Source organism: Zunongwangia sp. HRR-M8 (assembly GCF_027594405.1).
Taxonomy (GTDB): Bacteria; Bacteroidota; Bacteroidia; order Flavobacteriales; family Flavobacteriaceae; genus Zunongwangia.
Genome location: NZ_CP115161.1, coordinates 443652 through 457347, shown reverse-complemented (window position 1 = coordinate 457347; position 13696 = coordinate 443652). Strand labels below are relative to the sequence as shown.

Genomic DNA, 13696 nt, shown 5'->3' with positions numbered 1-13696 from the left:
ATCTTCAATCAGCAATAATTAAATTATGAAAAAACTAGCCGCTACACTTTTCCTTTCTCTTTCCATTTTTTGTGCATGCAAGGAAAAAACAGATAAAAAAGAAACAGAGGAAGTGAAGGAAACTACTCCACAAGAATTTAAAACAAGTGCTAACCTAGAAGAACTGGGCGTTGACGAAAAAAGTATTCAAAACATGGATTCGCTATTACAATCTTTCGTGGACCAGAAGAAAGTAAATGCCGTTACGGGATTTGTCGCTCAGCACGGTAATATTTTGTACGATAAAGCTTTTGGATATAGAGACCTTGAAACTAAAACTCCTGCTTCAACCGACGATTACTATGTCCTTTTTTCGCAAACCAAAGCGATTACTACCGTAGCTTTTATGACTTTGGTTGAAAAAGGACTCGTAGCTGTAGAAGATCCGGTATCTAAATATTTTCCAGAAATACCTAATGAAGTAGTAACCAAAGTGAATGAGGACGGAACTTACGAAACCCGTCCGGTAAAAACACCGATGACATTTGCTCATTTAATGTCTCATTCTTCCGGATTAAATGCAGGTTTGGTTTCTGAAATCAGAAAAAACGAAGGTGTAAACAACACTGTTCCTAAAAATTTTGGTGAAGGAAATGCCGATAATAAACCCTCGGGGCAACGAAGTTTTGGCGGCGATGCAACGTCTAAATATTTAAAAGATGAAATGCTAGCCTTAGCAAAATATCCACTTGGTTTCGATCCTGGTTCAGAATGGAATTATCACATTAGTACTAACATGCTTGCTTATATGATTGAAGTAATTTCAGGTGAGCCATTGCAAGAATATGTAAAAGAAACCGTATTAAATCCTTTAGGAATGAATGATACCGACTGGTATTACGAGCCAGAAGCTTTAGACCGTTTTGTTAAGCCCTACACGATTACTGAAGAAGGTTTGGAAGCGGGAACAACAAACTTTGCAAAAGCTGCTATCAGCGAAGAGCAAACTTATGCTGAAGGAGCTATTGGTTTAAATGGGCCTATTGAAGATTATGCTAAATTTTGCCAGATGTTATTAAACGGCGGCACTTTTAATAATCATCAAATATTAAAACCGGAAACCATAAAGAAGATGACTTCAATTAATCGTTTACCTGAAAAAAATGCAGGCGGTGAAGGATTTCAATTTGGTTTAGGTTTTCAACTACAAAATGAAGATAATAAACATATTTCAGCAGTTTCGAATTCTGCTTATAATTGGGGCGGAATGTTAGGAACCGAATATATTATAGATCCGGAAAATGACCTAATCGCATTATTCTACATCAATATGTTTAAACGAGATAATTTGTATCCTCAATTTTTAGAAAAAGCCTATAAAATTGCTGAATAATTCCGCAACATTAAAGACTAAGGAATACCTGCTATAATAATCGTATTATTCTTAAGTTGAAATAGTACATTTGTGCATCATATTTTAAGTTCGGAATAATTAAAGATGAAAATTTTACTGGTTGAAGATAACAAACGATTAAGAGAATCTTTAAGCAAAGGATTGCAGGAAGAAGGCCTTTCAGTACAAACTGAAGAAGATGGTTACGCCGCTCGAGATTTAGTTTTTAATCAGGATTGGGATTTATTTATTTTTGATATTATGCTGCCGGGATTAACCGGAATAGAACTTTGTGAGCTTATTCGTTTTAAAAAAATAATCACTCCTATTATTATTTTAAGTGCTTTAGGAGAACCCGATGATAAAATAAAAGCATTAGATAAAGGAGCCGATGATTATTTAGTAAAACCATTTCATTTTAAAGAGCTTGTATCTAGGATTAAAGCATTAAATAGAAGAACCAATAATTACCAGCAAACAGTTGAAGAAGATTTATTTTGCGGTAATTTAAAACTGAATTACAAAGCAAATAAAGTAGAAAGAAACGGTAAAAACATAGACCTTTCCCAAAAAGAGTTTCTTCTACTCAAAACTTTATTAGAACATAAAAATGAAGTTGTTACCCGCCAGACTATTTTACAAAATGTTTGGAATACCCAGCAAGATACCTACACCAATGTAATTGATGTGTACATTTCTTACCTAAGGAATAAAATTGATAGCGAAAAAGAAGCTAAACTCATTCAGACTATCAAAGGAAGAGGTTATATGATTTCTGACGAGCAATGAAAATTAGGCAAAAAATAACGCTAATTTCAAGTATTCTGTTTGGGCTTGTTTTTTTGATAACTTCTGTTATCATTTATGTTGCCTTTTATCAAAGTTCTAAAAATATATTCTTTCAGGAGTTGTCCAGAACGGCAAAAATTTCAGCGATGTTCTACCTAGAAAGAGATGAACTTAGCCAAAAAGGATTTGAACCCATCCAGAATTCTTTTTACAATCTTAGTTCAGATCAAGAAGTCAGCATTTTTAATGAAAACGGAAATATTGCATTCAATACCAAAGAATTGAAGCAAAATTGGAGCGAAAGCATAGAACAAATTAAACAAAAAGGAGAACTTAATTTTCGGGATAACGATACGTATTATCACGGATTATTTTACAAGGATAATCAGGGTGATTTTGTGGTGCTGGTGAAAGCTACCAACCCAATGATCCAAAGTCAGAAAAAAAAGCTGATTAGTATTTTGGCGATCAGTTTTTTTGTGGCGATGCTTATTCTTATTTTTCTTACTTCCAGACTTTCCAAATTGGCTTATAAACCGGTAAGAAATATTATTCAGCAAGTAAATGATTTAAATTTAAATAAAAGTCCGCTGCAACTTTCATATCGAAGTTCTAAAGACGAGTTAGAAGAACTTTTTCAGGCCTTCAATAATCTTTTAAAAGAAATAGAAACCGGTTACGAGCAGCAAAAGAATTTTGTAGATTTTTCTTCGCACGAGCTAAAAACGCCACTTGCCAGCATCATTAATCAGTTAGAAATAAGCCTGCAACGAAATCGAAGCAACGACGATTATCGGGAAACTTCAGAGCAAGTTTTGCAAGACGCCCAGCAGCTTAAAAATATTTTAGAAAACTTACTTACCCTTTCTAATCTTAATAAAAGTATTCAGCTTAAAGAAAACATTAGGATCGATGAACTTATCTGGGAAATTATTGAAAAATTAACTCCCTTATATTCAGCAGAAAAATTTAATATTCAACTCGCTATTGCTCCGGAAGATTTTCATTTGCTGGAATTTAAAGGAAACGAGACTTTACTTTATATGGCATTATTCAATATTATCGAAAATGCGGCCAAATTCTCTAACGATGAAGTGATGATAAAGCTTAGCAAGGCGAATCATCGCTTACAGTTACAGGTGAAAGATCACGGAATAGGCATTTCAGACAAAGATTTAAAGCATATTAATCAGCCTTTTTATAGAGGAGAAAACACGGCTTCATTTCAGGGAAACGGACTTGGAATGAGCATCGCGTTAAAGATTTTTCAGCTTCATCATATTCAACATTCAATTACTACGCAGTTAAAAAATTATACTCAAATTCAGCTTAAATTTCCGCAGTGATCAAGATGATAATTCAGAAATAAAAATACCATCAACTTGAACTTGATTCAGGGTTGCCTCCTCCAAAAACGATTATTTAGCTCTTGATGAAATTCCAGATCAAGTAAGGAATAACGTAAAGAGAAGTTACACAACATTAGAAAATTCTAATCTATTTTAATCCGCTTTTAATATAGAACAAATTTCCCTCTAAGCTTCGTTTTCTTTTTTTGTATCATCAAAATAAGGAAATGCAAAAGAAAAAAATCTATCTATTACTTTTTGTTATTTGTTTTGGGCTGAATAACGCTGAGTCTCAAACTCAAGATACCCTACAGCTCAATTTAGAACAAGCTGAAGGTTTATTATTAGAAAATAATTTATCGCTTCTTGCTGAACGTTTGTCTATAGATATGGCAGATGCTGAAGTGATTCAAGCTAAAGTTTGGCCAAATCCTACGCTAGAAGTTGATGAAGTAAATCTTTGGACGGCAGATTACCAGAAGAAAACCGGCGAACCGCAACCTAGTTTGTTTGGAAGCGATAGTTTTGGAAGGTATCGACAGATTTCAGCACAAATCGAACAAGTGATCGAAACCGCCGGAAAACGTAAAAAGCGTGTGGAACTTGCTAAGGTTTCTGCGGAAATGGCACAATCTTACCTAGAAGATTTTCTGTTAAGCTTAAAAACTGAATTCAGAAAAACGGTGTATGCTTTCCAGTTTCACGAAAGCTATGCAGAAATGCTTGATCGCCAATTAATTTCTTTAGAAAATATCGTAAAAGCTTACCAAAAACAATACGATCAGGGCAATGTAAATAAAGCCGAACTTATTCGATTACAAGCTTCTTTATTAGGTATTAAAGATGAATTAATTGAGGAAAGAAAAGCACTAAACGAACTGAATGAAGAATTGGTCGTGATGCTGAATTTACCCGATCAAACCACGCTTTCTTTCGGGACAAGCTTTAATCCCGATAACGAATATCAGCTACCATTTAATTATACCCTCGATTATTTACAGGAAGAAGCGCTAAATAATCGCCCGGATGTTAGAATTAGTAAACTAGATATTCAACGATCTCAAAAAGAATTAAGTTATGAAAAAGCAATGGCGACGCCAGATATTGCCGTGTCTCTGGGCTATGACCGCGGTGGTAATATTCTGCAAGATTTTATTGGCTTTGGTTTTTCTATAGACCTTCCGTTTTTCGATCGAAACAAAGGAAACATCAAAAAAGCTGAATTTGCGGTACAACAGCAAAACTATGTAAATGAAAACAAGCTGTTAGCAGTTCGGGAAGAAGTTCGGAAAAGCTATAAAAATTTACTTCAAGCGGCTCACTTTTTTGACGATATCGATACAGAATATCTAGAAGGTTTAGATAAAACAATGGAAGCTTATACCGAGTATTTCAAACTACAATCCATCAACATTATCACCTATATGGATTTTCTAGAATCGTATATCGATACCAAGCGAACAATTCTGGAAAATCAGCAAGAATATTTAGACGATTTGGAAGAATTAAAACATAACACAGGACTCGAAATAAACATCCCTAACTAATGAATTACTTTAAGAACATAAAACTCCCATTATTAGTAGCAATGGGATCTGCTATACTTTTTAGCTGTAAAGAAGAACAAAAACCAATTGTAAAAAAACAGGAATGTTTTACAGAAAATGAAGTAGCCGAACTTCAACCAATGCAGATCACTAATGAAGATGTGGTTAAAAGCCTACGCTTAAATGGCGTTGTGGCTTACAATCCAAATGCAGTGGTAAATTACGTGAGTTTAGTTGGTGGTATTATTACCAACACCTACTTCACCTTAGGTGATAAAGTTGAAAAAAATCAGGTATTAGCAGAAATAAAAAGTACAGAGCTTAACGGGATTGAAGCCGAAGTAAAACAAATTAAAGCCAATCTTGAAGTAGCTAAACGTCAACTTCAATCTACACAGAGTTTTTACGACGATGGAATTGCTTCAGAAAAAGAATTAATCGCAGCTAAAAGCGAAAAACAAAATCTAGAGTCAGATCTTCAAAAACTACAAACCAATCTAAAGCTTTATAGCGCGAGTCCCGAAAAAGGCGTGTTTCAGATTAAAGCACCACGCAGCGGATTTGTTGTCGACAATAAGATTGCTGCCGGAATGCAAATTGGTGCTGAAGGTGATCCGTTATTTACGATTTCAGATTTAGATGAAGTTTGGATCAATGTAAATATTTATGCTACCGATATTGATGCGGTAAAACAAGGAATGCCGGTAAGCATTAAAACCAACAGCTATCCCGATAAAACTTTCCAAGGAAAAATCGATCGTATTTCTAATGTTTTAGAGCCTCAAGAAAATGTATTAAAAGGAAGAATTATACTTGAAAACAAAGATTTATTTCTTAAACCCGGTTTACACGTAGAGGCAATTGTAAGAAACAATACTGAAGAAAAAGCTCCGCATATTCCTGCAAAATCGGTTGTTTTCAGCAATAATAAATATTACGTAGTGAAACTAGCAAATAATTGTGATGCAAAAGTAAGCGAAGTAAAAATCCTATCTAAAGATGAAGATTCTTTTTTTATAAAAGACGGCTTACAAGAAGGGGATAAAATTATTACCCACAACACGCTTTTACTTTTTGAAAACAGCGCATCAATTAATTAAGCTAAAGTAAAAATTAAGATGGAAAAATTCACCAATGCCATAGTTTCGTTTTCTTTAAAGAATACCTTAATCGTATTCTTTTTAACGGGACTATTAGCAGTCGCAGGAATTTACAGTTATATACATACGCCTATTGAAGCTTTCCCAGATGTTACCAACACTAGGGCAAGAATTATTACGCAATGGCCGGGGAGAAGTGCTGAAGAGGTAGAGAAATTTGTCACCTTACCGTTAATGAAAAAAATGAACACCATTCCTAAAAAGGCTGATGTTCGTTCTATATCATTATTCGGTTTGTCGGTAGTGACTGTTATTTTTGAAGATGGCGTAGAAGATTTTTATGCGCAACAATACGCAGCAAATAGATTACAAGGCGTAGATTTACCGGAAGGTACCGATGCTGAAATCGATCCGCCGTACGGAGCTACCGGAGAAATTTTCAGGTATGTGATTGAAAGTGATCGGCCCATCAAAGAATTATCTGCCATACAAGAATGGGTAATCGAAAGAGAGCTTTTAGCCGTGCCCGGAATCTCTGACGTGCAAAGTTTTGGAGGGGAAGAAAAAACCTATCAAATACAAGTAAATCCAACCGCTTTAGAACAGTACGATCTTACGCCGTTAGATCTTTACGAAGCCATTACCAAAAGTAATATTAACGTGGGTGGCGATATGATTCAGAAAGGCCAGCAAGCTTATGTGGTTCGTGGGGTTGGTTTGTTAACCAGTATAGAAGATATTGAAAACACCTTAATCACCACGCACAATCAAACGCCGGTTTTAGTCAAAAATGTGGCCAAAGTAGAAATTTCGGCTAAACCAAGATTGGGTCAAGTAAGTTTAGATGACGATCAAGATGTGGTTGAAGGGATTGTAGTAATGCTTCGTGGAGAAAATCCTGCGGAAGTTATCGAACGCTTAAAAAATAAAATTGAAGAGCTTAACGAGCGTATTCTTCCCGACGATGTAAAGATCAAATCGTTTATCGATCGTACCGAATTGGTAAATTCTACCGTTAAAACTGTAAGTACCAATTTAGTTGAAGGGATTGTGCTGGTATCGCTTATCGTATTGGTGTTCTTATTCAATTGGCGAACTACCATCACGGTAGCGATCATTATTCCGTTATCCTTTTTATTCAGTATTATTTTATTAAAAATACAAGGAATGCCGGCCAATCTTATCTCAATGGGAGCCTTAGATTTTGGACTTCTGCTGGAAGGAACACTGGTAATCGTAGAAGCCGTCTACGTAAAATTAGAAGAAAAATCTGTAGAATTAGGGTTTGAGCGTTATAAACAAATTTCTAAAGGAGATATCATTAGAAAAAGCGTGAGCAAAGTAGCGCCCCACATTTTCTTTGCGCAGCTAATTTTAATTATAGCGCTCTTCCCTATTTTTTCTTTCGAAAAGGTAGAAGGCAAAATGTTTAGTCCGTTAGCTTATACCTTAGGTTATGCACTTTTGGGTTCACTCCTACTAAGTTTAACCTTAGTGCCGGCAATGTGTAAAGTATTACTCAATAAACACATCACGGTAAAAAACAATCCGGTAGTCAATTTTTTCCGCGGAAATATTTTCGGATTATTTAATGCTGCAAGTAAGTACAGAAAAGTAACAATGATTGCTTTTGCGGGTATTTTTATAGTATGCGTAGTGAAATTACTGAATTACGGAACCGAATTTATTCCGCAGTTAAATGAAGGCGCTGTTTATATTCGAGCCACTTTGCCTAACAGTGTGAGTTTAGAAGAATCGGTAAAAACCGGAAAAGAAATTAAGCAGAAATTACGCTCTTTTGATGAAGTAAAGTTTGTATTGAACCAAACCGGAAGACCTAATGATGGAACAGATCCTACCGGATTTTTTAATAATGAATTTCATATTGAGCTGAAGCAAAAAGACGACTGGAAAAGAAGCCTTTCTAAAGAAGAACTTATCGCAGAAATGAAAGATACGCTGGCAGAATTTAAAGGAATCAATTTTGGGTTCAGTCAGCCTATTCAGGACAATGTAGAAGAATACGTTGCCGGAGTAAAAAGTTCGTTAGTGATCAAGATTTTTGGAGATAATTTATTCCAAATGGGAGATCAAGCCAATCAGGTGGCAAAAACCATCAGTAAAATTGAAGGAATCACCGATGTATTGGTGTATAAAAATATAGGTCTTCCAGAATTGCGTATTAGTCTAAAAGAAAACAAAATGGCGCAATATGCAGTAAGCACTGAAGATGCGCAAGCCGTCATAGAAATGGCGATTGGCGGAAAAACAGCTTCGTCTTTTTACGAAGATGAGCGTAAATTTGATCTACAAATCAGGTTTGACGAGCCTTATCGTGATAGCGAAGAAGAAATAGGAAACATTCTTATTCCTACGTTAAACGATAAAAAAGTTCCGCTTAAAAATATTGCGGATATCGAATTTAAAACCGGCCCTGCATTTATTTACCGCGAAGGTAGCAGCCGTTATACCGGAGTAGGCTTTAGCATTGACGGACGAGATTTGGGAAGCACCATTGCCGATGCCCAAAAAGCCGTGGATGAAGAACTGAATTTTCCTAAAAATACAAAAGTAGAATGGGCTGGAGAGTTTGAAAGTAAAGAGCGCGCCACCAAACAACTTAGTTACATTGTTCCGGCAGTATTATTATTGATTGTTTTCTTATTGTATATGAATTTTGGGAATATAAAAGACACGATTATTTGTATTTCTACGCTTTCCTTTGCTTTTATTGGTGGATTTATTTCGCTATGGCTCACAGGAACCATTTTCGGGATTTCTGCAGGAATCGGATTTATTATTCTCTTTGGAGTTTGTACCATCGACGGTATTATTCTGGTTGCGGTAATGAAAGAAAACTTAGAACATATGCCGTTAAAAGAAGCAATTTCTGAAGGAGTTTACAGTAGAATACGTCCGGTAGTAATGATTGCTTTAATGGGATCGTTAGGATTATTACCGGCAGCACTTTCAAACGGAATGGGCTCTGAAGTACAAAAACCTTTAGCAATTATGATTGTTGGTGGTTTACTAATCTGTATGTTTTTATCGTTTACCGTGCTTCCGCAGATATTTTATTTATTCTATAAGAAGAAAGAAAGGAATTGAATGTTGCTGTTGTCTCAATTTAGAGTTTAAATAGTGTTTAGTTGGTTAAAGCTGTCTATTTATCAATAGGCAGCTTTTTTATTTTACTTCAAATTTCAAAAAAAACTCTTCTGAAAAAAATCCAGAAGAGTTTTTTTAAATTTTAAAGCGTATATCTACCACCTGTAATTTCAATGGTCGCACCAGAAGTGTAACTACTATCTTCTGAAGCCAGCATCACGTAAGCTGAGGCTAATTCGGCAGGTTGGCCTGGTCTACCCAAAGGAGTTTGTTTTCCGAAGTTTTTAACTTTTTCTCCTGGCATTGTAGCCGGAATTAAAGGTGTCCAGATCGGTCCTGGTGCTACCGCATTTACTCTAATTCCTTTTTCGGCCCATAATTGTGCCATGCTCGCGGTAAAGTTTCTTATGGCTCCTTTGGTTGCCGCATAAGGAACCAGGTTATCACTAGGCGAATAAGCATTTACCGATGTTGTGTTTATAATACTACTTCCCGGTGCCAAATGTTGTTCTGCAGCTTTACATAGATAAAAAGGAGCATGAATATTTGTTCTAAAGGTTTTATCCCATTCTTCAGCAGTAATATCTTGCAAGCTGTTTCTTGCCATTTGGAAGGCTGCATTATTTACAATAATATCTAATTGGCCAAATTTAGCTATGGTTTTCTCTATAATTTCCTTGCAATGCTTTTCTTCTCTAATATCACCATCGATTAATAAAACTTCTCCATTTTTAGATTCAATAACTTTTGCAGTTTCTTTCGCATCATTATGTTCATCAAGATACGAGATTACAACTTTAGCTCCTTCTAATGCATAAGCGTAAGCTACTGCTCTCCCTATGCCTGAGTCGCCACCGGTAATCAAGGCTACTTTACCTTTTAGCTTATCGTTTCCTTTATAGGTGTTTTCACCATAATCTGGAAGCGGATTCATTTTAGATTCAACACCTGGTTCATTCTGTAGTTCGGTGTCAAATGGTGGTTGTGGATACTTTGTTCTTGGATCTTTCATAATTATTTTTTTATCTCTATCAATATTATAACAGCCATAGCAGTTAGATGGTTAACAAAGAGTGAATTGTATAAATTTTAATGAAAAGAGCTAGAAAATCGAATAAGAAAAACATTACGATTACAGACAAATGCTTTTTTAATCACATTGTTGACGCTATTAAATTAAATATGTTAAACCATGTAAAATTTTGATCTAAAGTCTTCTTAAGCTCTTTTTTTCAGCAGTTCATCCTACCTAATTTAGATGAAAAAATGACGATATGCTAAAAGTTGTTGAAAATCAGGCTCTTGATTTTGAAGAAAACCAATCTGATAGTAAAATTTATAAGGATTTCAAAGAATTTATCATTGGAGAAGATCATCCCTGTATTATGGCTAAAACTGTTTTTAGCATGGATAAAGTAAATCTGAATATCTATAAAGATCTAGGTAATATTGAGTTTACAAGAAATCTTTATTCAGATTTAAAAACATACATTAATAATTACGATTTTGAATCTAACGATTTTGAAACATTTATTGCAATTTTTCCCGAGAGCGTAGATTTAAACGAAATGGAATTTGAAGAACAACTTTGGTTACAATTATATCTTGTGAATAATATGGATGAATATGATTGGGATCCTATGGTTAGCAGCAACCCACAAGATGAGAATTTTAGCTTTAGTATTGCGGGAAAATCATTTTACGTTGTGGGCCTACATTCTAATAGTTCTAGAAAAGCACGCCGTGCTCCTTACACAGCGATTGCTTTCAATTTACATTGGCAATTCGAAAAATTACGAGAAATGGGAACTTATCAACGTGTTAGAGATGCCATTCGAGACAGAGATAAACAGCTGCAAGGGACCATAAATCCCATGTTGGAAGATTTTGGAACACATAGTGAAGCAAGGCAGTATAGCGGTAGAAAAGTTGAAAAGGATTGGGAATGCCCTTTTAAATAATAAGTAATATAATTATTTTTATATGGAAACGATAGCTAAACAATCTGGTGCCTCACTTTCTATTAATAAAGGAGACCGTTTGAAGGTGACTGCTCCCAAAGGAGAACAGGTTAGTGATATGGTACTTTTTAATAAAGATGATATAAGAGAGAAAATTTCAAGTGGTAAAACTTTAGATTTTGAAGAATCTATCTTGATTTCTAAAGGAAATTTTCTATGGAGTAACCGTAGCCGTAAGATGATGGAAATTTTAGAAGATACTAACGGTAGAAATGATTTTTTACTTGCACCCTGCAGCCCTGAGACTTTTGAAATTATGTATAATAATAAGGAATATCACCCTAGTTGCTTTGAAAATTTATATACCAATTTAGCGAAATACGATATTACTCCAGATGATATTCCGACAGCTTTTAATATTTTTATGAATGTTCAGTTTGACAATAAGGGCAAGATTAGTGTGGATCCTCCATTAAATTCTGGGCAAGATTATATCCTATTCGAAGCGAAAATGGATTTAATAGTAGGCCTCACCGCATGCTCGGCTGAAGATAGCAATGGCGGAAGCTTTAAGGAAATTCAATTTGAAGTACTCTCTTCAAATTAATACACTTAGATTGATTAGCGGAAGTTAATTATAAATTGAATAAATAAAATTATTACTAAAGCAGATCCTAAAATTAAGAATGGTAGCGTTAGAATTTCAGGTAAAAGTTGAATTGCAGAGCAAATAGCAATAATATAACTTAACATCAGCGAGACTATCAAAAGTCTTTGCTTTCGTTCGCAAATTAATTTCATGGTAGGTAAATTTGGTTAGCACCTCTAAATTAACATAACTTAACTAATTGAACAACAGTATTATAAAAATTTAAGGATATGTGGTAATAAACGGTTGTAATGAGGTAATTGATCAATTTCGATCTATCAATAAATTATTTCCAAATCTTATTCAGAAATAATAAAAATTTAGAAAGATGAAAGAAACAAAAGACGATAATTATTACTCTAATTTGAGAGGAATAAGTATAGCAGATTGCATCTCTAAAATCGAATATAAATTTGAGTTGAATCATGAAGAAATTTCAACATTACATCAACTTAAAAATGCTTCAATTTCTGGAGTTTTCTTAACAGAAGAAGGTTCCTTTAGTGACGTAAATGGTGAGTATTTTTCAGAAAACATAGAAGGTAACGGTAAAGTATGTATTAAGTATTATGATAAAGAACCTTATCCTAAATTTTTGATTCTTAAAAGAATTTATATTGAAAAGGATATCGATTTAAATCAGTTATATACCACGTTAGAAAGTAGTATTCAATTTTTTGAGGAAGCTAAAAGAGCTTCTAAGCGGATGTTTTTTAAACAGCTTTTTTCTAGGCATCAAAAGATGACGCAATCTGCGTTAATTAAGCTTAATAAAACATTCAGACAATCCACAAAAATCAAAAAGTTAAACGCAAAATCCTATCCCAATCAATTATTAACTTTGCAAAGAAAAGGACGCGATTTTGTAATTGATCGTGCCATAAGCCTGGAAAATAAAATCTTGCAGATTATTAGAACAGATTTAAATATTGAAAATCAGGTATTATCTGGACTTGAAGAAGATTTGGTTATTAGCATCTCAGAATTGAAGAACATCCAGAGAAATGAAATTTTGCGCTAGTCTACAGAGTGATAATCTTAAATATTTTCATTACGGTTTACTATAAATATATAGTTAAAAATTGTACGATATTTAAATAGGATTTCTAGGAAAAATTTCAAAGTGACTGGTATTCTTTTTAATAACTTCAAGTTTACTGGGACGGGAAGCTCTAGCTCGCTGAAGGGCTTTCTCGTAGGCTTCATCATAATCTTCTACTTGCTCAAATTCTTCTTCACTTTCCGAAGAAAGTCGCCAGGATTTTTCATCTTCATCAAACCAAAGCTGAAATTGCTTTTGTTGCAATAATGTATGGTTACGCTTCAAGAGGTGATAGATAATTTTTCCATCACTGTAATTCCCATCTGGATAACTCATTGGTAATAAAGCAAAAAACACATAGTACAACGAAAAATATAAAAATTGATAGGTAAAAATAGTAGGAACCAGCGCCTGGCTAGTGACTATATAAATTACAACGCACGAAGATAAAATATTACCAAGTATTCCCCCTGAGTAAATGAAGAGATTACGCCATCTACTTTGGTCATAGATATTTTCAAAATAACAGTAGCCGTAATAAAAATAATACTTCCGAATTTCAAAATATCGGTTATCTACAAGAATTCTACCCGACCCTATAATGATCTTCACCTTTTTTGCACCTAGCAATTTTGCTATCAATACATGACCAAGCTCATGCACCAGGGAAACTGCAGGAAGGATTATAAAAAAGGCTACGAATAGCTTTGGTATGTCCCAAAATTCAATCATTAATTATTGCTTTAAATTTCAAAACTAGAATAAATTTAGTGCACAAA

General features: G+C 34.4%; 11 protein-coding genes. 9 read left to right on the top strand and 2 right to left on the bottom strand.

Annotated features, from left to right (window positions below; translation table 11 throughout):
- Positions 1–25: 25 nt before the first annotated feature.
- From PBT89_RS02065 to PBT89_RS02040, 6 genes are all read left to right on the top strand, one after another.
- Positions 26–1372, top strand: a complete 1347-nt coding sequence (locus PBT89_RS02065) for a serine hydrolase domain-containing protein (RefSeq protein WP_270063179.1) — start codon at positions 26–28, stop codon at positions 1370–1372.
- A gap of 105 nt (positions 1373–1477) precedes the next feature.
- Entirely contained in the window at positions 1478–2161 is a 684-nt protein-coding gene (locus tag PBT89_RS02060) for a response regulator transcription factor (RefSeq protein WP_270063178.1), read from the top strand.
- Positions 2162–2307: 146 nt separating this feature from the next.
- The gene (locus PBT89_RS02055; RefSeq protein ID WP_270063177.1) at positions 2308–3507 is read left to right on the top strand and encodes a sensor histidine kinase; all 1200 of its coding nucleotides are present in this window, start codon (positions 2308–2310) and stop codon (positions 3505–3507) included.
- A 230-nt stretch (positions 3508–3737) separates the two neighbouring features.
- Positions 3738–5057: a TolC family protein gene (locus PBT89_RS02050; RefSeq protein WP_270063176.1), complete on the top strand. Its 1320-nt coding sequence runs from the start codon at positions 3738–3740 to the stop codon at positions 5055–5057.
- Positions 5057–6157: an efflux RND transporter periplasmic adaptor subunit gene (locus PBT89_RS02045; protein ID WP_270063175.1), complete on the top strand. Its 1101-nt coding sequence runs from the start codon at positions 5057–5059 to the stop codon at positions 6155–6157. Before PBT89_RS02050 ends, PBT89_RS02045 begins: the two co-directional genes overlap by 1 nt.
- Positions 6158–6175: 18 nt before the next feature.
- Positions 6176–9265 (top strand): efflux RND transporter permease subunit, encoded by a 3090-nt coding sequence (locus PBT89_RS02040; RefSeq protein ID WP_270063174.1) that lies wholly within the window; start codon positions 6176–6178, stop codon positions 9263–9265.
- Positions 9266–9407: 142 nt separating this feature from the next.
- Here the strand turns inward: PBT89_RS02040 and PBT89_RS02035 are convergent, their stop codons facing one another.
- Positions 9408–10277 carry an SDR family oxidoreductase gene (locus PBT89_RS02035; protein ID WP_270063173.1) on the bottom strand — a complete coding sequence of 290 codons (870 nt, stop codon included), beginning with the start codon at positions 10275–10277 and terminating at the stop codon, positions 9408–9410.
- A 262-nt stretch (positions 10278–10539) separates the two neighbouring features.
- Between PBT89_RS02035 and gntA the strand changes: the two genes are divergently transcribed.
- The 3 genes from gntA to PBT89_RS02020 all read left to right on the top strand — a co-directional run bounded on the left by gntA (position 10540) and on the right by PBT89_RS02020 (position 12896).
- Positions 10540–11226 carry a guanitoxin biosynthesis heme-dependent pre-guanitoxin N-hydroxylase GntA gene (gntA, locus tag PBT89_RS02030; RefSeq protein ID WP_270063172.1) on the top strand — a complete coding sequence of 229 codons (687 nt, stop codon included), beginning with the start codon at positions 10540–10542 and terminating at the stop codon, positions 11224–11226.
- Between the two features lie 22 nt (positions 11227–11248).
- Positions 11249–11833: an urea carboxylase-associated family protein gene (locus PBT89_RS02025; RefSeq protein WP_270063171.1), complete on the top strand. Its 585-nt coding sequence runs from the start codon at positions 11249–11251 to the stop codon at positions 11831–11833.
- A gap of 370 nt (positions 11834–12203) precedes the next feature.
- Positions 12204–12896: a hypothetical protein gene (locus tag PBT89_RS02020; RefSeq protein ID WP_270063170.1), complete on the top strand. Its 693-nt coding sequence runs from the start codon at positions 12204–12206 to the stop codon at positions 12894–12896.
- A 72-nt stretch (positions 12897–12968) separates the two neighbouring features.
- Here the strand turns inward: PBT89_RS02020 and PBT89_RS02015 are convergent, their stop codons facing one another.
- The gene (locus tag PBT89_RS02015) at positions 12969–13649 is read right to left on the bottom strand and encodes a site-2 protease family protein (RefSeq protein ID WP_270063169.1); all 681 of its coding nucleotides are present in this window, start codon (positions 13647–13649) and stop codon (positions 12969–12971) included.
- Between the last annotated feature and the right edge of the window lie 47 nt (positions 13650–13696).

Coding starts and splice junctions, on each gene's coding strand:
- PBT89_RS02065 (WP_270063179.1), top strand. CDS start 26: ATGAAAAAACTAGCCGCTACACTTTTCCTTTCTCTTTCCATTTTTTGT.
- PBT89_RS02060 (WP_270063178.1), top strand. CDS start 1,478: ATGAAAATTTTACTGGTTGAAGATAACAAACGATTAAGAGAATCTTTA.
- PBT89_RS02055 (WP_270063177.1), top strand. CDS start 2,308: ATGTTCTACCTAGAAAGAGATGAACTTAGCCAAAAAGGATTTGAACCC.
- PBT89_RS02050 (WP_270063176.1), top strand. CDS start 3,738: ATGCAAAAGAAAAAAATCTATCTATTACTTTTTGTTATTTGTTTTGGG.
- PBT89_RS02045 (WP_270063175.1), top strand. CDS start 5,057: ATGAATTACTTTAAGAACATAAAACTCCCATTATTAGTAGCAATGGGA.
- PBT89_RS02040 (WP_270063174.1), top strand. CDS start 6,176: ATGGAAAAATTCACCAATGCCATAGTTTCGTTTTCTTTAAAGAATACC.
- PBT89_RS02035 (WP_270063173.1), bottom strand. CDS start 10,277: ATGAAAGATCCAAGAACAAAGTATCCACAACCACCATTTGACACCGAA.
- gntA (WP_270063172.1), top strand. CDS start 10,540: ATGCTAAAAGTTGTTGAAAATCAGGCTCTTGATTTTGAAGAAAACCAA.
- PBT89_RS02025 (WP_270063171.1), top strand. CDS start 11,249: ATGGAAACGATAGCTAAACAATCTGGTGCCTCACTTTCTATTAATAAA.
- PBT89_RS02020 (WP_270063170.1), top strand. CDS start 12,204: ATGAAAGAAACAAAAGACGATAATTATTACTCTAATTTGAGAGGAATA.
- PBT89_RS02015 (WP_270063169.1), bottom strand. CDS start 13,649: ATGATTGAATTTTGGGACATACCAAAGCTATTCGTAGCCTTTTTTATA.